The sequence below is a fragment of the Nonomuraea sp. NPDC049480 genome, from assembly GCF_044465905.1.
Taxonomy (GTDB): domain Bacteria; phylum Actinomycetota; class Actinomycetes; order Streptosporangiales; family Streptosporangiaceae; genus Nonomuraea.
Genome location: NZ_JBITMD010000013.1, coordinates 163,103 through 182,026 on the forward strand (window position 1 = coordinate 163,103; position 18,924 = coordinate 182,026).

Annotated in this window: 17 protein-coding genes; 11 read left to right on the forward strand and 6 right to left on the reverse strand. The window is 69.0% G+C overall.

All coding sequences use genetic code 11. The annotated features are described in order from the left end of the window. Window positions 1–341: 341 nt before the first annotated feature. The 5 genes from ACIBX3_RS33410 (at window position 342) to ACIBX3_RS33430 (ending at window position 6,460) form a co-directional block, all read left to right on the forward strand. Window positions 342–1,238: an oxidoreductase gene (locus tag ACIBX3_RS33410; RefSeq protein ID WP_397124018.1), complete on the forward strand. Its 897-nt coding sequence runs from the start codon at window positions 342–344 to the stop codon at window positions 1,236–1,238. 149 nt (window positions 1,239–1,387) lie between these two features. After that, the gene (locus tag ACIBX3_RS33415; RefSeq protein ID WP_397124020.1) at window positions 1,388–3,118 is read left to right on the forward strand and encodes an L-aspartate oxidase; all 1,731 of its coding nucleotides are present in this window, start codon (window positions 1,388–1,390) and stop codon (window positions 3,116–3,118) included. A gap of 520 nt (window positions 3,119–3,638) precedes the next feature. Then, window positions 3,639–4,394, forward strand: a complete 756-nt coding sequence (locus tag ACIBX3_RS33420) for an SDR family oxidoreductase (RefSeq protein WP_397124022.1) — start codon at window positions 3,639–3,641, stop codon at window positions 4,392–4,394. 63 nt (window positions 4,395–4,457) lie between these two features. Further along, window positions 4,458–4,670 carry a hypothetical protein gene (locus ACIBX3_RS33425; RefSeq protein WP_397124024.1) on the forward strand — a complete coding sequence of 71 codons (213 nt, stop codon included), beginning with the start codon at window positions 4,458–4,460 and terminating at the stop codon, window positions 4,668–4,670. After that, complete coding sequence (locus tag ACIBX3_RS33430) at window positions 4,667–6,460, forward strand: ferritin-like domain-containing protein (protein ID WP_397124026.1); 1,794 nt, start codon at window positions 4,667–4,669, stop codon at window positions 6,458–6,460. Before ACIBX3_RS33425 ends, ACIBX3_RS33430 begins: the two co-directional genes overlap by 4 nt. A 58-nt stretch (window positions 6,461–6,518) precedes the next feature. On the opposite strand, the gene ACIBX3_RS33435 is transcribed toward ACIBX3_RS33430, so the two are convergent. After that, window positions 6,519–7,439 carry a TIGR03619 family F420-dependent LLM class oxidoreductase gene (locus tag ACIBX3_RS33435; RefSeq protein WP_397124028.1) on the reverse strand — a complete coding sequence of 307 codons (921 nt, stop codon included), beginning with the start codon at window positions 7,437–7,439 and terminating at the stop codon, window positions 6,519–6,521. A gap of 167 nt (window positions 7,440–7,606) precedes the next feature. On the opposite strand from ACIBX3_RS33435, the gene ACIBX3_RS33440 reads away from it, so the two are divergent. Continuing rightward, the gene (locus ACIBX3_RS33440) at window positions 7,607–9,076 is read left to right on the forward strand and encodes an aldehyde dehydrogenase (protein ID WP_397124030.1); all 1,470 of its coding nucleotides are present in this window, start codon (window positions 7,607–7,609) and stop codon (window positions 9,074–9,076) included. Further along, window positions 9,073–9,753, forward strand: a complete 681-nt coding sequence (locus tag ACIBX3_RS33445) for a gamma-glutamyl-gamma-aminobutyrate hydrolase family protein (RefSeq protein ID WP_397124032.1) — start codon at window positions 9,073–9,075, stop codon at window positions 9,751–9,753. The genes ACIBX3_RS33440 and ACIBX3_RS33445 overlap by 4 nt, the downstream gene beginning before the upstream one ends. Here ACIBX3_RS33445 and ACIBX3_RS33450 read toward each other — a convergent pair whose 3' ends face one another. Together ACIBX3_RS33450 and ACIBX3_RS33455 are read right to left on the reverse strand one after the other, a co-directional pair. Then, a complete protein-coding gene (locus ACIBX3_RS33450) occupies window positions 9,754–10,260 on the reverse strand; it encodes a MarR family winged helix-turn-helix transcriptional regulator (protein WP_397124034.1) in 507 nt (168 codons plus the stop codon). A 107-nt stretch (window positions 10,261–10,367) separates the two neighbouring features. Next, window positions 10,368–10,823: an NAD(P)H-dependent flavin oxidoreductase gene (locus ACIBX3_RS33455; RefSeq protein WP_397124272.1), complete on the reverse strand. Its 456-nt coding sequence runs from the start codon at window positions 10,821–10,823 to the stop codon at window positions 10,368–10,370. Window positions 10,824–11,000: 177 nt separating this feature from the next. Here ACIBX3_RS33455 and ACIBX3_RS33460 point away from each other — a divergent pair, with 177 nt between their 5' ends. The 3 genes from ACIBX3_RS33460 (at window position 11,001) to ACIBX3_RS33470 (ending at window position 15,162) form a co-directional block, all read left to right on the forward strand. Continuing rightward, window positions 11,001–11,786, forward strand: a complete 786-nt coding sequence (locus ACIBX3_RS33460) for a cytochrome P450 (protein WP_397124036.1) — start codon at window positions 11,001–11,003, stop codon at window positions 11,784–11,786. Window positions 11,787–12,158: 372 nt separating this feature from the next. Next, entirely contained in the window at window positions 12,159–14,447 is a 2,289-nt protein-coding gene (locus ACIBX3_RS33465; protein WP_397124038.1) for a polysaccharide lyase 8 family protein, read from the forward strand. Between the two features lie 52 nt (window positions 14,448–14,499). Then, a complete protein-coding gene (locus ACIBX3_RS33470; RefSeq protein ID WP_397124040.1) occupies window positions 14,500–15,162 on the forward strand; it encodes a class I SAM-dependent methyltransferase in 663 nt (220 codons plus the stop codon). A 116-nt stretch (window positions 15,163–15,278) separates the two neighbouring features. Here ACIBX3_RS33470 and ACIBX3_RS33475 read toward each other — a convergent pair whose 3' ends face one another. Continuing rightward, window positions 15,279–16,454: an erythromycin esterase family protein gene (locus ACIBX3_RS33475; protein WP_397124042.1), complete on the reverse strand. Its 1,176-nt coding sequence runs from the start codon at window positions 16,452–16,454 to the stop codon at window positions 15,279–15,281. A 178-nt stretch (window positions 16,455–16,632) separates the two neighbouring features. Beyond that, the gene (locus tag ACIBX3_RS33480) at window positions 16,633–17,172 is read right to left on the reverse strand and encodes a hypothetical protein (protein ID WP_397124044.1); all 540 of its coding nucleotides are present in this window, start codon (window positions 17,170–17,172) and stop codon (window positions 16,633–16,635) included. A gap of 224 nt (window positions 17,173–17,396) precedes the next feature. On the opposite strand from ACIBX3_RS33480, the gene ACIBX3_RS33485 reads away from it, so the two are divergent. Next, complete coding sequence (locus ACIBX3_RS33485; protein WP_397124046.1) at window positions 17,397–17,930, forward strand: hypothetical protein; 534 nt, start codon at window positions 17,397–17,399, stop codon at window positions 17,928–17,930. A gap of 36 nt (window positions 17,931–17,966) precedes the next feature. Here ACIBX3_RS33485 and ACIBX3_RS33490 read toward each other — a convergent pair whose 3' ends face one another. Then, window positions 17,967–18,911, reverse strand: a complete 945-nt coding sequence (locus ACIBX3_RS33490; protein ID WP_397124048.1) for an ABC transporter substrate-binding protein — start codon at window positions 18,909–18,911, stop codon at window positions 17,967–17,969. Window positions 18,912–18,924: the final 13 nt, after the last annotated feature.

An 18,924-nucleotide genomic window follows, 5' to 3' on the forward strand; every position in this document is an offset into this window, starting at 1 on the left:
TCATTTGCGCCCCATTTCTACCATCTCGTGAGATCTTCATTTTCGATCATGAAGAATTCACTCCCTGAGCGAGCCGGGACTGGTCCGATGGCGATGTTCTCCACAGGACGCGACAGCTCAGCGGGGGAAGGGGGCGGTCTACATGTCGTGTGCCGCTCGCCTGGGCGGAACGATGCCCGCTCGTGGCCCTGATATACTGATCATCACTGTTTGAGCCTTCTCGGCCGGAGCCACTCCGCACGGGGAGGCTTTTTTCATGCCCGGATTTCGGCCAGACCCGATGACCGAGGCACTCTCACAACCTCTCCGGCAGCCTCCTAGGCAAGGACATACACCTGATCATGACCCCACCGACGAACACCGCCGCGGCGGCGGGCACCTGGGACCTCGGTAACCTGGCCGTCAACCGCATCGGGTTCGGAGCGATGCGCCTCACGGGCAGCGTCGCCTTCGGCCCCGGCATCCCGGGTGACCGCGATCGTTCGATCGGCGTGCTGCGGCGCGCGATCGAGCTGGGGGTCAACCACATCGACACCGCCGCGTACTACTTCTCGCCGCACCTGTCGGCCAATGAGCTGATCAACCGGGCGTTGGCCCCCTATCCGGACGACCTCGTCATCGCCACGAAGGTGTGGCCGGCGCGTGACCCGTCGGGTGCATGGTGGTGGGCCACGCCAGAGCAGTTGCGCGGTCAGGTTGAAGAGAACCTGCGCCAGCTGGGGCGTGACCACCTCGACGTGGTGAACCTGCGCGTCCCCCCGAGCCGGAAGACCGGCTCGATCGCCGGCCATTTCGGCGTGCTGGCCGAACTTCGCGACGCTGGGCTCATTCGCCACCTGGGGGTGTCCAACGTCACGCCAGAGCAGCTGGCAGAGGCGCAGGCCATCGCGCCGGTGGTGTGCGTGCAGAACTCCTTCGGCATCGGCGCGTCGGCCGGCGAGCAGGAGCTCCTGCGCAGCTGCGGCGAGCAGGGCATCGCCTTCGTGCCGTTCTTCGCGATCGCCGGCGCCGGGCGCGAGGCGGGGGCGACCGCCACGGACCACAAGGACGTGCTCGCCATCGCCCGCGCGCACGGCGCGACGCCCGCGCAGATCCGGCTGGCCTGGACGCTGCGGCAAGGACCGCATGTGCTGGCCATTCCGGGCACCGGGAATCCCCGCCACCTCGCCGAGAACGTGGCCGCCGGAACGCTGCGGCTGTCCGACGAGGAGATGGCCCGCCTCCAATCCCCCGGCTGACCCGGAAGATCCGAGCGCGGAATCCCGGCTGAAGAGCTTGCTGACGGCCCGGCTTCCGGGGGCGACCCGGGCCGGTGGATGTCACAAATCGGGCCGTTACGCGGTCTTGTTTCCGGAATCGCTTTCGTCGATGCGTTCAAAGGAGCACCATGCATTCGCCGGAGAACCGGATCGCCACGTCCGTCCTGGTCATCGGCACGGGAGGAGCCGGGCTGCGGGCCGCGATCGAGCTTGCCGAGCGTGGGGTCGACGTCCTGGCGCTGGGCAAGCGGCCGAAGGCGGACGCGCACACCTCGCTGGCGGCGGGCGGCATCAATGCCGCGCTCGCCACGATGGACCCCGAGGACAGCTGGCAACAGCACGCTGCGGACACCCTCAAGGAGAGCTACCTGCTCGCCGATCCGCAGACGGTGCGGGTCGTCACCGAGGGGGCGGCGCGGGGGATCGAAGACCTCGAGCGCTACGGGATGCCGTTCGCGCGTGAGCAGGACGGGCGGATCTCGCAGCGTTTCTTCGGCGCCCACACCTACCGGCGAACCGCCTACGCCGGGGACTACACCGGCCTGGAGATCCAGCGCACCCTGATCAACCGCGCGGCGCAGCTCGCTGTCCCCATCCTCGACACCGTGTACGTCACGCGCATCCTCGTCCGCGACAACGTGGTCTTCGGCGCGTACGGGTTCGACGTGACCGACGGCAGCCGCTACGTCATCCACGCCGACGCGGTGATTCTGGCCGCCGGCGGCCACACCCGGATCTGGCGGCGTACCTCCTCCCGGCGTGACGAGAACACCGGCGACTCCTTCCGCCTCGCCGTCCTGGCCGGCTGCCGCATCCGCGATCCCGAGCTGGTGCAGTTCCACCCGTCCGGTCTCATCGCGCCCGAGAACGCGGCCGGCACCCTCGTGTCCGAGGCGGCACGGGGCGAGGGCGGAATCCTGCGCAACCAGCTCGGCGAACGGTTCATGTCCCGGTACGACCCGGAGCGGATGGAGTTGTCCACGCGCGACCGTGTCGCGCTGGCTGCCTACACCGAGATCAAAGAAGGCCGCGGGACCCCGGACGGCGGTGTTTGGCTGGATGTGTCGCATCTGCCGAGGCAGACGATCATGACGCGACTGCCTCGCGTCTACCAGACGCTCCTGGAACTGCAGATGCTCGACATCACCAAGGAGCCGATCGAGATCGCGCCGACCGCGCACTACTCGATGGGCGGGGTGTGGGTGCGGCCGGAGGACCACGGCACGGGGGTCGACGGCCTGTACGCGATCGGGGAGGCGGCCAGCGGCCTGCACGGCGCCAACCGGCTCGGCGGCAACTCGCTCATCGAGCTTCTCGTCTACGGTCGCATCGTCGGGCAGGCGGCGGCCGAGTATTCGGCGGGCCTCGAGGCCCAGCGCCGCTCGGCGGAGGCGCTCGGCGCGGCACGGGCGGAGGTGGACGGACTCCTCGCCGCCGACGGCCCCGAGAACGTGCGGGCACTGCAGCGAGCCCTCCGCGACATCATGACGGAGCATGCCGGGGTGGTGCGTGACGAGAGCGGCCTGCTGAAAGGCCTCGCCGAACTCACCGCGGTGGAGGCGCGCATCGACGACGTCGGCGTGCACCCGGACCTCGCCGGTTTCCAGGACCTGGCGCACGCCTTCGACCTGAAGTCCGCGGCGCTTGCCGCACGCGCGACGATCGAGGCGGCACTTGAGCGCCGCGAGACCCGCGGCTGCCACAACCGTTCCGACTACCCCCATCTCGACCCCGCACTGCAGGTCAACCTGGTGTGGTCCGGTCCAGGATCAGTGGAGAGGGAGACCATCCCCCCGATTCCCGCCGAGATCGCGGCGCTCATGCGCGAGGTCTCGACCGCCGGAAAACTCGTCGAATAGCACCCGCCGGCGATGCGGTCGCCACCGCGCTGCTGCACCGTTACACCGACGACGTGCCCTACCGGTTGTCGGTGTCCCCGTCGCGGCCGCCCACGCCGATTTCGGCGTCGTCACGCTGGGCTACATCATCATGAGGACGGGACTCGTCGCCCAATGGCTGCGGGCCGGGCTCGAAGCCGCGGTCGAGCAGAGCGGGCACCAGGTGGAGGCATCGTCGCCGGCATCTTGTCGCTGCCGCTCGCGTCGGCCCAGATCGGAGTGGCCGCCGTGGTCGCGGGGATCGCGGGAATCTGCGTCCTGCTGGTTGCCGTCACGATCGCGGCCCGAGCCCGTCGGGCTCGCGCCGGAAAGCGCCGTCCTGGCCCGGTAGCCGCAGACTACGGCGACGGGTCATGAGGTGGCGAGAGAAGCTCCCGGAAAGATTTCGCTGAATGTGTCACAAAGTTTGAGGGCTGTCTTGTCTTAGCTGGCGACCGGGTGGCGATGAAGTGCCCCGGGGGACAGAGAGGAAGGCTTGCTCATGAAGGTCGTGGTTGTCGGCGGGACCGGTCTGATCGGGTCGAAGCTGGTGGCGAAGCTGGCGGAGCACGGTCACGAGGCGGTGGCGGCGGCGCCGAACACCGGTGTCAACACGCTGACCGGGGAAGGGCTGGCCGAGGTGCTGGCCGGTGCGCAGGTGGTGGTGGACGTGTCGAACTCGCCGTCGTTCGAGCGGGCTGCGGTGCTGGAGTTCTTCCAGACTTCCACGCGTAATCTGCTGGCGGCGGAGGTGGCGGCGGGTGTCGGTCATCATGTCGCTTTGTCGGTGGTGGGTACCGAGCGGATGCCGGAGAACGGCTATTTCGCGGCGAAGATCGCTCAGGAGGAGTTGATCGAGAAGTCGTCGATGCCGTTCTCGCTGGTGCATGCGACGCAGTTCTTCGAGTTCGTGCGTGCCATCGCGGACGAGGCGACGGTGGGTGGCAAGGTGCATGTGGCGCCGGTGCGGTTCCAGCCCATGGCGGGCGAGGATGTGGCTGCGGCGGTCGGCCGGGTGGCGGTGGGGCCGCCGTTGAACCGCCGCCTGGAGGTGGGCGGGCCGGAGCAGTTCCGGATGGATGAGTTCTTCCGTCAGGCGCTGGCGGCGTGGGGCGATCGGCGTGAGGTGGTGACCGATGCGCAGGCGCGCTACTTCGGCAGCGTGCCGGGGGAGCGGACGCTGGTGCCGGGCGAGGACGCCCTTTTGGGGCAGATCCGTTACCGCGACTGGCTGAGCCGGAACGCCTCCGGCAAGTGAATCAGCGACACACGCGGTCAGCCCATCTGCCGGAGATCCACTCAAGCCACGTGCGGAGGAAACATGAGCGGTGAGAACGATTTTCTGGACGGGCTCAAGGTCGAGGTCGAGGTCGAACTGACCGTGGCCGAGGCCAGCCGTCCGGAAGAGATGACCGATCTGCCGGTCACCGACTGGCTGTTCGATCCGACGGATGTCGAGCGCGAGGAAATCGGCCTGCGGGGTCTGCTCGACGCGGTCGAGGTGCTGGAGGACGACCGAAACGAGAAAGCATGAACCACCTGGAGCCGCACGAGACCGCCGTCGCGCCGGCGCCGATCGCGACGCTCGACAGCCTTCGTGAGCACCTCCAGTGGGCGATCGAGCTGGAACACGCGACCTTGCCGCCGTACCTGTGCGCGCTGTACTCGCTCGACCCGGAGCGCAACCCGGAGGCCGTCGAGGTAGTGGGCAGCGTCTTCGCCGAGGAGATGCTGCACCTGGCGCTGGCCGCCAACCTGCTCAACGCCGTCGGCGGGCGGCCGCGCCTGGACACGCCGCAGATGTTGCCGCCGCACCCCCGGCGGCTGCCCCACGGAGATCTGGAGCTGTCGCTGCTGCCGTTCGGGGCCGAAGCACTGGAGATGTTCCTGCGTCTGGAACGGCCGGCGCCGCCCGGCGCCCCGGCGCAGAGCGACGGTTACGAGACGATCGGGCAGTTCTACGACGCGATCGAGCAGGGACTGCGCCATCTGTGCGACCGGCTCGGCGAGCGGGCGCTCTTCCGCGGCGATCCCGCTCGCCAGGTGAGCGGCGCCCATTTCCGGCACACGGCAGGACGGCTGATCGCGGTCGATGGCCTGGCCTCCGCGCTGGCGGCACTGGAGGAGATCGTCGAGCAGGGCGAAGGCACCTCCCGCGCCGAGGTCTGGGACGGCGACCAGAACGTCTTCCACCCCGATCGGGAGGAGGCCGCGCACTACTACCGCTTCCAGGAGCTCAAGATCGGACGGCGGTACCAGCGGGGCGACACCCCGCAGTCCGGGCCTACCGGCGAACCGCTCCGGGTCGACCTGGTCGGCGTACGTCCGATGCGGCGTAACCCGCGGCTGTCCGACCATGCCCCGGGCAGCGCCATCCGCACCGCGCAGGAGGAGTTCAACCACACCTACTGCGCCGTCCTGCACCTGCTCGAGAAGGCCTTCAACGGCAGCCCGAAACTGCTCTCGGTCGCCACCGGCACCATGTACGCGCTCAAGGCCCAAGCCCAGGCCCTGATGCTGATGCCCGGCGAAGACGGCACCACGGCCGGGCCGACCTTCGAGTACGTGGCCCCCGAGCAGCGCCGATGGAGCGTCGGCGACCGGCGGCGGATCGTCGTGCTGCGCGACGGCCCGTACGTCGTGTACGGCGGCGTTCCACTCCGGCGCAAGCGCAAGATCGTCTCTGCCGAGAACAACGCGCTGACCTGGCAGACCGGCGACCCCCTGGAGACCGAGGAGACCTACGCGCTGTGCCGCTGCGGCCAGTCGGGCTCCAAACCGTTCTGCGACGGGACCCATGCCGTGATCGGGTTCGACGGCACGGAGACCGCGGGCGTCCGGCCGTACGCGGAACTGCAGCACGTGCACGACGGCGTGGGCATCTCGGCCCAGCGGGTGGGGGAGCTGTGCATCCACGCCGCGTTCTGCCTCGGACGCACCAGGCCGATCGCCGCGATGCTCGCCGACACCGGCGACAGCGACGTGCGCTCCAACGTCATGGGCCGTATCGACCACTGCCCGTCAGGGTCGTACAGCTACGCCCTCCAGCGCGGCGGTGACACGATCGAGCCCGATCTTCCGCAGGCCATCTCGGTCCTGGAGGAAGAGGACGGGCTGGCCAGCGCGCTGTGGGTCACCGGCCGGGTGCCGGTCCTGAGGGCGGACGGGCGCCCATGGGAGACGCGCAACAGGATGACGCTGTGCCGCTGCGGCCATTCCGGCAACAAACCGCTGTGCGACGGGACCCACCGGGAGATCGGCTTCCGCGAGGAAACACCGGTCGACGGCCATCGGCTCACCAGGAGCGAAGCAAGCACATCATGAGCGGGCACATCCGGGAGCCGGCCGCACCGAGGTCACTCAGCCGTCAGCAGACGTCGCTTCATGCGGTCAGGGCCGTCACTCTGCGGATGACTTCGCGGCAGAAGTTCCCGACCTCGGCCGGATCGTCGATGAACTGGGACGGCTTGATGCAGAAGGTGGTGTATCCGGCGGCCATCCGCTCTGGGATGTGTTCCAGCGCGGGCGCCAGGTCGGCGCAGGAGTCTTCGTCGCGGAAGGTCGCCCGGGTGCCGCCGATCAGTTCAAGGGTGGAGGGGTCCCGGCCTGCCCGTGCCATTCCGTCCGCCAGTTTGCGCATGTCCTGTTCGGTGGGGAAGCCCAGCGGGTTGAATCCACGGCCGTAGCGGGCGAGCCGGTTGAGCAGGGCGTCGTGCATCCCGGCTCCGCCGAACCAGAGCACCGGCCCCTCCGGCCGGTATGCCTTCGGCTCGAAGTAGACGTCCTTGAACCGGTAGTGCTCTCCGGAGTAGCTGACGGGGGAGGAGCGCCAGAGCAGGTCCCAGATCTCCAGGTGCTCGTCGAGCAGCCGGCCGCGCCGTTCGAAGGGGACGCCGAGCGCGGCGTACTCGTCACGGCTCCAGCTCACGGTGGGCAGCACGATCAGGCGGCCTTCGGAGAGCAGGTCGAGGGTTCCCAGCTCGCGGGCCAGCAGGAGCGGATGGCGGAGCGGGGCGAGGACGGCCGCGGCCGCCAGCCGGAGGCGGGAGGTGACGGAGGCGACGGCGCTGAGCAGCATCAGGGAACTGGGCCAGGGGGTGAGCGGGTCCTGATTGCCCGGGAGCGCGTACTCGCGGGGATTCGGCATCCGGCCGGCGGCTCCCGCGTCCGGTCCCAGGACGACGTGTTCGCTGATCATGGCCGAGTCGAAACCGGCGTCCTCGGCCTCCTGGGCCCAGCGCACCAGCGTGGGCAGGTCCCGGCCGCAGGTCATGGTCCAGTTCTCGCTGAGGACCAGCTGCATGCGGGGCGCGGTCATCGGCGGGGGCCGACCGGGATCCCGGTGACGACGGCGGTATGTGCGGGCATAGACATAACCTCAGATCGTTTGATACCAAACAAACTAAGGATGCGCAGCATGCCAGTCAAGGGTTGGCTTGGATTGTTTGGATCCTAACAAGGAGTCTTCTAGTGATCGACTATCCGGCTTGGAAAGCCTTGGCCGCCACGATCGCCCCGCCGACCGGTCACCACATCGACGGTGACCTCCACTCGGGCGGCGGGCTGTTCCCCGTGATCTCGCCCCGCGACGGCACGGTGCTGGCGGAGGTGGCCGACGCCGGCGCCACCGAGGTGGAGCTGGCGGTGCAGGCCGCCAGGCGGGCGTTCGACCACGGGCCGTGGCCCCGGCTGCCCGCCTCCGAGCGGGGTGAGATCCTGCTGCGGCTGGCGGACCTCGTTCAGCGGCATCGCGCCGAGCTGGCCCTTCTGATCAGCCTGGAGATGGGCAAGCCGATCAGCGACTCCTACGGCATCGAGCTCCGTGCGGTGATCAACACGCTCCGCTACTACGGACACCTCGCCGACAAGCTGATGGACGAGGCCCCGCAGACCCCGCCGGACGCGCTGGCGCTGGTGACCAGGGAGCCGGTGGGCGTGGTCGCCGCGATCGTCCCGTGGAACTTCCCGCTCACCCTGGGCACCTGGAAAGTCGCGGCGGCGCTGGCCACCGGCTGCACGGTCGTGCTCAAGCCCTCCGACCAGACTCCGTTGTCGGCGCTGCGGCTGGGGCAGCTCGCCTCCGAGGCGGGCCTGCCGCCCGGCGTGTTCAACGTCGTCGCCGCCAGGGGCAGGACGGCGGGCACAGCCCTGGGCGGGCATCCCGACGTGGACGTACTCGCCTTCACCGGCTCCACCGAGGTCGGCAGGAACTACCTGCACTACGCGGCCGACTCCAACCTCAAGCGGGTCTGGCTGGAACTGGGCGGCAAGTCGCCCAACATCGTGCTGCCCGACGCGCCCGACCTCGATCAGGCCGCCGCCACGGCGGCCTGGGGCATCTTCTTCAACTCCGGCGAGATGTGCACCGCGCCCTCCCGGCTGCTCGTGCACGCATCGGTGGCCGAACGGGTCGTGGACGCGGTGGTACGGCGCGCCCGCGCCCTGCGGGTGGGCGACCCGCTGGACCCGGCGACCGAAATGGGGCCGATCGCCACCGCTCGCCAGCTGGCCTCGGTCAAGGACCACATCGCCTCGGGCCTTCAGGAAGGAGCGCGGCTGCGAACCGGCGGCCGCGGCATCGACGGGCTCTATCTGGAGCCGACGGTCTTCGACCAGGTGAGCCCCGGCATGCGGATCTGCCAGGAGGAGATCTTCGGCCCGGTGCTGTCCGTCCTGACCTTCGACACCGTCGAAGAGGCCATCGCCCTGGCCAACGACAGCGTGTACGGGCTGGCGGCCGGTTTGTGGACCGCCGACCTGGCCACCGCCCACCGGGTCTCCCGCCGGCTCAAGGCCGGAACCGTCTGGGTCAACTGTTACGAGGAGGGCGGGCTGAACGTGCCGTTCGGCGGCTTCAAGCAGTCCGGCAACGGGCGGGACAAGTCCCTGCACGCGCTGGAGAAGTTCACCGAGCTCAAGACCACCTGGATCCAGCTGTGAGACCCCTGATCGCGATTCCCGCCCGGTTCTCGGCAACCGCGGCGGCGCTGCGCTTCGGCGCGGAAGTCAATGCCCGAGCCCTGATCGAGGCGGTCTACCGGGCGGGAGGGGAGCCTTTCAGCATGCATCCGGCCGACGACGGGGAGGCGGCCGCCCGGCTGGCCCGCTGCGACGGGCTGCTGCTGCCCGGCGGCGGCGACCTCGCCCCCCACCACTACGGCGTCGCCGACATCCATGAGAGCAGCTACGACGTCGACGAGGAGCAGGACCTCTTCGACCTCGCCCTGGCCCGCCACGCGATCGGCTCCGGGCTGCCGGTCCTGGCGATCTGCAGGGGCCTCCACGTGGTCAACACGGTGTTCGGCGGCACCCTTCACCAGGACATGGGCGGACACCGGCACGTGATCCACCCAGCCACGGTGGAACCGGGCACGCTGCTGTCCGGCATCACCCGCTCCGACAAGCTCCCGATCTCCTGCTACCACCACCAGTGCGTGGAGCGGCCGGGAGCCGGCCTCGCCGTTTCGGCCCGGGCGGCGGACGGCACCATCGAGGCGATGGAAGCGGCCCGGGGCCGGCTGGTGGCCGTGCAGTGGCATCCCGAGGACCTGGCCGCCACGGATCCGGCGCACCAAGCGATCTTCGATGCCCTCGTGGCCGCCGCGAAGCGGAGCTGATCAGCGGGAGCCGTTGTTCTCCAGGTGCTGGACGATGGTACGCAGAGAGCCGGCGAGCTCCTGCCGCTGCGTGCTGTCCAGCTCCTTGACGACGAACGCCTCCTCCTTGTTGAACTCCGGGAACAGGTCGCGCATCAAGCGCTCGCCGTTGGACGTCAGCGACAGCACGACCCGGCGCTTGTCCGACGGATGGGCGGCCCGCTTCAGGTAGCGATAGGACTCCAGGGTCTTGACCACGCCGGTGAGCGTTCCCTTGGAGATGCCGGCCTCCGCGGCCACATGCCTGCTCTCGCTCTCCCCCCAGATCCACACCACCCACATCACCACGAAACCGGTCCAGGTCAGTCCGGTGTCACGCAGGACCGACTGTTCCAGATGGTTACGGATGGCAGCGGAGGCCCGATAGACGTTGGACACCGCCCACATCGCCTCGAAGTCGAGGTTCAGTTCGCCGAGGCGGCCACTGATGGCTTCTTCGGTCTGTTGGATGGTGTGCGGTTGGGTCATGGAGGGCCTCGTCACGTCAGAGCTGCCAGGTGTACTCATTGAACTCCCAGTCGGTGACCGTCCTCGACCGGGCGCCCCGGCCGGACGCTGTGCCCGCGGCGACGTGATCAAGACGCTCCGAACCCGGTCAGCACCCGCTCGGCCTGCTCCATCATGTCCTTGACGATCTCTGCGGCGGGCTTGACGTCGTGGACCAGGCCGACGCCCTGCCCCATCAGCCAGGGCACCTCTTCCCAGTCGGCCTCCGTCTCCGGAACCGGCAGCAGCAGGCCGAACTTGCGCATCGCCGTCTCCTCCCCCTGGACGACCGTGCTGCCGACCCGTTCCAGGGAGTCGAGATCGGCCGGAATCTCCGCCAGCCGGTCGTCCCACTCCGTCACCACGCGGTTGCGCTGAACCCGCATCGGGTTGAATCGCGGGAACTCCGGTCCGAAGATCGACGTGAGCACCGAGGCGCTTCCCGTGGCGGCGACCAGCCGCCGGTGGTGCTCGGGATGCACGCGCGCCTCGCGCGAGGCGACCATCCGGGTTCCGACCCACACCCCGTCCGCCCCCAGGCACAGGGCGGCGGCGACCTAGAGCGTTGCCGGCGAACTCGCCGGCCTGGAGCTGCCGGTCGAGCGGGGCTGCCCGTTCGCCCCGCCCGCCGAGTACGAGCGACTGCGCGAGCAGGCGCCGATCAGCAAGGTCCGCCTGGTGAGCGGCGCCGACGGGCCACCGGCCGGCGCCCGGTCGACCTGGTGCAGGCGCTGTCGCTGCCGGTGCCCTCACTGGTGATCTGCGAACTGCTCGGCGTTCCCTATGCCGACCACGACTACTTCCAAAGCCGCACCACCGTGGCGGTGCGCCGGACCTCCTCATCGGAGGACCGCCGGCGAGCCCTCGGCGAACTGCGCGCCTACATGGACGATCTGATCACCCGCAAGGAGACCGAACCCGGCGACGACCTGTTCAGCCGGCAGATCGCCCGGCAACGCCAGGAGGGCACCCTCGACCACGCGGGCCTGGTGAGCCTGGCCTTCCTGCTGCTGACCGCCGGACACGAGACCACGGCGAACATGATCTCGCTCGGCGTGCTGGGGCTGCTCAACCACCCGGAGCAACTGGCCCTGATCACGGCCGATCCGGGCAAGACGCCCATGGCCGTGGAGGAACTGCTGCGCTACTTCGCCATTGCGGACATGGTCGCCGCCCGGGTGGCCACCGAGGACGTGCAGATCGGCGGGGTGAGCATCAAGGCCGGCGAGGGCGTCATCGTCTCGAGCCTGTCGGCCAACTGGGACCCCTCGGTGTTCAAGAATCCTGCCGAACTGGATGTCGACCGCGGGGCCCGCCACCACCTCGCCTTCGGATTCGGCCCGCACCAGTGCCTCGGCCAGAACCTGGCCCGCATGGAACTGCAGATCGTCTTCGACACGCTGTTCCGTCGCATCCCCACCCTGCGGCTCGCCACACCGGTCGAGGAATTGCCGTTCAAGACGGACGCCGTCATCTACGGCGCCTACGAACTCCCGGTCACCTGGTGAGCAGGACATGATGCGGATCAAAGCGGACGCGAGCGCGGCAGTACACCCGGGCGGATGACGCGTCCGTGCCGGTGGCCGGGAACGCGCGCACGCGAATACATAGGGGGACCACGGGGAACCGTGGTCCCGTGTCGTTGTTTGACGTATTCGCACCCCACCGAGCACACGCGGACACCCGCCTACGATGGAGCGCCTCACACCGGCAGGCGCGGTCGGCTGATCGGTCTGGCCTATCACCCCTGAGGCGGGGACCGCGCCGTTCCCCGGCGGCGTTCGTGCGCCGGCCCACCGTCGCAGAGTCGAAATAATCCACCCGCCTGTCGGCATATGATCGTTTCATCTGATATCCGCCCGATTGTCGGAAAGGCCTCCATGACCCACCCCCTCAGCCGGCGATCCGCCCTGCTAGGCGCCGCGGCCGTGGCGGGCCTCGCCCTGCGGGACCGGCCGGCCGAGGCGGTCGGCGCCGCCGCGTTCGACGCCGCGCGTGAGCGATGGGTGAGCCTGCTGGCCGGCGGGTCGTACAACCCCGCCTACACCGACAGGACGCAGGCGGTCGAGGGCTCGGCCAATGCGGTGCTGCGCAAGCTGAAGCCCGCCCCCGATCGCCCGAGCCTGTGGCCCGACCTGCCGCTTGATGACCCCCGGACGGGCAACTTCAACCGCGCCTACAACCGCATGCGCACACTGGCGCTGGGCTGGGCCACGCCGGGCACCGCCATGCACGGGGACAGACAGGTCGCCGAGACCGCGGTCAGGGCGCTGGACTTCCTGTACGAGCACGCCTACCACGAAGGGCTCGACCGGCGGGGCAGCAACTGGTTCTGGTGGGAGATCGGCGTCCCCCGCTCGCTGACCGACACCTGCGCCCTGCTGTACGACGGCCTGCCCAAGGACCGCCTCGAACGCTGGCTGCGCCCGTTGCGCCACTGGTGCCCCGACCCGGAGCGCCGCGTCAGCCACCCCGGCGTCGTCGAGACCGGTGCCAACCGGGCGGGCAAGGCCATGGCGGTGGCGATGCGCGGATTGCTCACCCACGACGCACGTCTCATCAAGCGGGCCAGGGACGCGGTCTCCGACCTGCTGCGGCCGACCAGGGGCCCAGGCGACGGCTTCTACCGTGACGGGTCGTTCATCCAGCACGACGTGTACCCCTACACCGGCAGCTACGGCGTGGACTACCTGGAGAGCGTGGCCAAGCTGATCGCCATGCTCGCGGGGTCACCATGGGAGATCACCGGAATCGGGAACGTCTACGACCTCGTGGACCGCTCGTTCGCGCCGTTCATCTTCGACGGGCTGATGATGGACTGCGTACGCGGCCGGCAGATCTCGGTGCAGGGTCACCGCGACTACCACTCGGGGCAGAAGGCGGTCGAGGCCATCCTCAGCTTGCTGGAGGCGGCGCCCGAGCGCCATGCCAGGCGCTGGCGACCGCTGGTGAAGGGCTGGCTCACCCGCAACCAGGCCATCCCCTACGACACGCTCGCACCGCTGGCGAGCATCGCGAGGGCCAAGGCCCTGCTGGAGGACCCCTCGGTGCCGGTCGGCCCGCGCATGACGGGCACGTACGTCTTCGCCGACATGGACCGGGTCGTGCACCGCCGTCCCACCTGGGCCTACGCGATCGCGATGAGCTCGGAGCGCATCGGCGCGGCCGAGGCCATGAACCGGGAGAACCTGCGCGGCTGGTACACCGGCGACGGCATGACCTACCTCTACACGGGCGACCTCACCCACTGGAACGATGACCTGTGGCCCACGATCGACCCGTACCGGCTGCCGGGCACGACGGTCGACACCCGCAGACGCGCCGATCTCCCGCACGGCAAGCGTCGCCTCCCGCCCACCCCGTGGGCGGGAGGCGTGGCACTCGACGGCGAGTACGGCGTGGCGGCCATGAAGCTGATCGCCGACGGCTCCTCGCTGCGGGCCAAGAAGGCGTGGTTCCTCCTCGATGACGCGGTGATCGCCCTCGGCACCGGCATCGCCGCCTCCGATGGCCGCCGCATCGAGACCATCGTGGAGAACCGCAACACACACGACGGGCATCCGCCGCTGACCCGGGGCGACGGCTGGATCCACCTGTCCGGTGTGGCCGGCTACGCACTGCTCGACGGCGCCGACGCGAAGGTGATCCGCAAGAAGCGCACCGGCCGCTGGCGGGACATCGACAAGGGCGCCACCACCGGAGGCGACAAGACCCCCGTCACCAGGCACTACACGACGATCCTCATCGATCACGGCGTCGATCCGCGCAAGGCACGCTACGCCTATGCCGTAGTGCCCGAGGCCTCCATCGCGCAGACCGCCGCCTACGGCCGGCAGATCGAAGTCCTCGCCAACTCCGGAGCGGTGCAGGCCATTTCCCGCGACAACGTGCTCGCCGCCGTCTTCTGGCGCGCGGGAACCGTCGAGACCGCGGATGGACCGCTCGCCGCCGACGGCCCTTGCACGCTGCTGATCCGCCGCGACCACGAGGGGGTACAGCTCGCGGTCTCCGACCCGTCCAGGACCGCCGACGAGGTGAAGATCACGCTGCCCTGGCCGGTGAAATCGGTCAAGGAAGGCGACCGCAGCGTGCGCAAGGCCAAGAGGGCGGTCAAGGTGGAGGTCGGCGGCAGCCGCGGGCACGCCCACACCGCGGTGGTGCACGTCTGAACCTCCGAGGCTCAGGCGGATCGAGCCGCCGATGAGGTTATCGTCCTGTGCCGTGACCGAATCGACCTATCTGCATGCCACCCGAGTGGCCTACGACACCGTCGCTGCCGACTACGCCGAGCTCCTCCGCGACGAACTGGACACCAAGCCGCTGGATCGCGCCATGCTGGCGGCGTTCGCCGAACTCGTGCAGACACCGGACACCGGGGAAGTCGCCGACCTCGGCTGCGGCCCGGGCCGCATCACTGCCCATCTGCACTCTCTCGGGGTGAACGCTTTCGGCATCGACCTGTCGCCGGAGATGGTCGCCGTCGCGCGCCGAAACCATCCGGGTCTGCGGTTCGAAGAGGGCTCGATGACCGCTTTGGATCTGGCGGACGAGGCTGTCGGTGGCGTCGTCGCCTGGTACTCGACCGTCCACACACCGCCAGAGCTGTTGCCGAGGGTTTTCGCCGAAATTCATCGGGTGCTGGCCCCGGGCGGCCATCTGCTGATTGCGTTCAAGGTCGGTGATGAGCGCCGCCACCTGAACAAGGGCTACGGCCACGAGCTGTCGCTCGATGTCTACTGGATGCCTCCTGAGCACATCGCCGAACTGGTGAGCAAAGCCGGGCTTGTCCTGGAGGCTCAGCTGATCCGCGCGCCGGATGAGAGCGAAAAGCCCCGGTCAGGCCGACAAGCCTTCTTCCTGGCCCGCAAGCCCCACGAGTCCTAGCCCGCCCCCAGAGCACCTTGAGCGCCCGGCGCCGGCCGACGGCGAAGGCCATCGTCAGCATGGATGGTGTGATTGATGCGCGTGCGTGTCGGTCCAGCCTGACACGCACGCGCCTGTCAACCCAGCTTTTTCACCCTGACGGCCTGCTTGAGGAAGACGACGCCGTCGATCATGTCGAGCCGGCCCGGGTCCAGTGGGAAATAGGCGAAATCGTGGGAGATGCGCGGGGCGGGCTTCGTGATGGCCTCGGCCAGGCGGCGGGCGTCGATGAGAGAGTGGTCCCACGGGAGCGTGGACAGGAGTCCCTCGACGGTGTCCGGGGACGGAATGTCGTCGCCGACCGTGCCGAGGGCCGAGGCCAGGAAGGCGTACCGGTCGCCCAGGTGCGTCGCGGTGATCGCTCCTGCGCTCCACCACTCCAGCTGCTGGTCGCCGAACGACATGAGGCTCTTGTTCCGCTGCAGGTGGAGGTTGGAGGCGAAGACCAGGGCCGGGCCGTGCTCGGCGACGGCACGCAGGTTGGCGGCCATCATCGCGTCCCTCAGGGCCGACAGCCGGGTCCACCGCACCGGGGACGCGTCGGCCATCCAGTAGTGGTAGCGGAGCAGGCCGGTGGCGGAGCGCCCGTACAGCGCCGCCCGCTCCCTGTCCTCCGCGCTCAGCTGCGGCGCCTGCGTGTCGAGCAACGCCACCAGGTCGTCGGCGATCAGTCGCAGCCGCTGGGCGTCGGCGGACTGGCCGATCGACTGGGACGGATCCATGGCCGTGGCTTCGTTCGACCACCGGTCGTCCGGGCCCAGCAGCGTGTCGAGGGTTTCCCTCGTTACGACAGTGCCAAGGAGCGGGCCGTCGAGGAGCGCGTGGAGGGCGGTGAGCGCCTGGCGCGGGCTCGCCGCCCAATACTCCAGAGGGCCGTCGAAGCCGAAGAACCGGAGCTTTTCGTCATGCTCCTCGTTGTACGCCCGCATCCAGCGTACGAGCTCGCGGTTGGCCGGGAAGGCGCCGAAGCCGTGGCTGAAGCCGCGTTCCATGACGTCGTCGAGCGTGCCCGCGCCCGTCGTGATGTAGTCGTCCACCACGAGGCCCATGAGGCAATCGCTCTCGATGGCGAACGACCGGTAGCCCTCGTGCTCGACCAGATGCCGGAAGATCTCGTTGCGCAGCTCGCCCAGCTCCTCCACGAAGTGCCTGGCCTCGCCCAGGCCGAGCAGCAGGGGCCGGGCGGGCAGCGACCGGAGGAACGCCGATACGCCCGTGCCGTCGATCGGACGGGCTGTGTCCTTGATGTCCATGGCTTAAACGGTATCGTTGAACTTTCGGTGTAAACTTTTCCGGGGAAAGCCCCATTCCCTCGCGTGAACCTTCAATCGGCGATGCATCCACCAGGCCGGTGGACCTTGATCCGAAGTCGTGCAGGCGGTTCTGCGTCGCCCGATCGGACGCCTGCGGGTCCGGCGGCTCCGGCCGGCGCTAGCGACCTTTCCTTGTGCGTGTGACGTGGCGGAACGGCAGTCCGCCCGGAACGGCGAGGATCCCGTGCGCGTCAATGTCGCCGGCGAACCACACCTCGTCCTTGATGCCGGGGCCTGGGACAGGAAAGGTGCATTGGGACTGGCCGTCCGGCTTGAGCAGGACGAGACGGCCCTCGGAACTCCATCGGCGTCCGTTGGCTCGATCGCCTTCCGAGGAGACCACACGAACCTTCTCGCCGCGGCAGGGCCAGACCTCCCACGGACTGGTCTCGAGGATGCGCACCTCCTTGCGCCGCGCCCGCAGCCACATCACGACGAGGCCGAGCGTGACCGCAGTGGTAACGGCGAGCATCAGGCCCAGAAAGCTCGCCGGTCCTCCCTTCGGTATCAGCCATACGCTGAGGCAGAACTGGGCCGCAAGCACAGGCAACCCCCAGAGCAGGCCCGCTCTCGTCTCTTTCCGCACGACGTCCAGCGCTCCCGGCGTCTGCGCCGCGGTGCCGGGCAGGATCTGATATCCGTACTCGCGAGCAGTCATGCTGGTCTCCATCGAGAAGATCCGTCGACGGGATCGGGAAGGGCGCGTAGCGGGTTGCGGCCGCTCCCCTTGAGTATCGCCGAGCCGCATGACGATGACGCCCGCACCGGCCGATCAGGCGCGGGGCCGTAGCTATGATCAACTCATCACAACGCCGTGGGGCATCCGGAATGGAAACGTTCTGCTCAACCCTCCGGCCGCCGGCCTACGGGAAATGGGTGCCGATGCTGACAGGGTTCTTACGCGACCAGTTCTTCACGACGGCCTGGTTCGGGCTGATGGCCTTCGTGTGGTTCGGCTGGGCACAGGAGGACCCGCCCCGGAACTGGCGGATCTGGCTGGGCGCGGGGTCGGTCCTGGGTGTCGGGCTCGCCGTGGCCTTCGGCGTGTTGACCGCTGCGAACTGGGACCAGCCGAGCGCGTTGGAGGGAAAGTACGCCTGGTTCGGCGTCCTGGTCGCGGCCGAGGTCGTCGCCGCAGGAGCCGGATGCCTCGTACTGGCCAGGCGTGGGGCGTCCCGGTGGATGGCGTGGTGGGTCGCGGTCGTCGTGGCGGCGCATTTCCTGCCCCTGGCACTGCTGCTGAACGACATCGGTGTGGCCGTCGTCGGCGTCGTCCAGCTGGTGGCGCTCAGTGTGGTGGTACCACGCCTGCGCGGCAGCACCACACTGAGCAGCCGATCGGCCGGACCGATCATGGGCGCGACTCTGCTGCTGAGCGCAGCGATCAGTGCGGTGATCGCGGCACCGGAACTGTGAGGTGATCGTGGCCGCGGCCGGCACCCGCAGGCGGGGTCAGCCCGACGACAGGCCGTTGGCCTTGGCCCACTCGGCGGCGACCTCGTCAGGGTCCCGGTGGTCGTTGTCCACGAGTGAGTCGAGCTTGGTCAGCTCCTCGGTGGTGAGCACGGTGTTCAGCTTGGCGAGGGCGGACTTGACCGTGTCGGTGGCCTTGTCGGTGCGGATCAGCGGGACGATGTGCTGGTCGGGGATGAGGCGCTTGGGGTCGGCCAGGACGACCCAGCCGTTCTTGACGATGTCCACGTCGGTGCTGAAGAGGTTCCCCACGTGTACGTCGCCGCTCTTCATGGCCCCCTTCACCAGCGGTCCGCTGGCGTCGAGGGATTTGAACGCCTTGAACTCGACACCGTAGACCTCCTTGAGGCCGACCAGGCCGACCTGCCGGGTCTTGTCCTCGGGGGGTCCGCCGAAGACCAGCTTGCCGTTGTGCTTGGCCAGGTCCGCGAGGGTGGTGAGGCCGTACTCGGTCGCGGTTTCCTTGGTGACGGTGAAGACGTCCGCGTCCTCGGCGGCCGACGGCGGCAAGATCGTCAATTCCTGCGGCAGCTTGGCGGCGAGCGCCTTCTGCAGGGCGTCGGAATCGCTCTCGGTGGCCTTGGGATCGAAGTGCAGCAGGAGGTTGCCCTGGTACTCGGGCAGCAGGTCGATGTCGCCGTTCTGCAGCGCGGGCACGATGATCTCCCGCGAGCCCAGGTTGGGCTTGACCGTCGCTTTCACGCCCGCGGACTCCAGGACGTTGGCGTACAGGTAGCCGAGGATCTGGTTCTCGGAGAAGTTGGCCGTACCGATCACGATCGTGGAGTCCGCCGCGGCGGCGGTGGACCCCGCGGCGGATGGCGCGGTCAAGGTGGTCGTGCCTCCGCCGCAGGCGGCAAGCACGGGCAGTACGGCGAGCGCGAGCGCGCCCGCGACGAAGTTCCTGCGCTTCATGCGGTTCATTGGGGGGACTCCA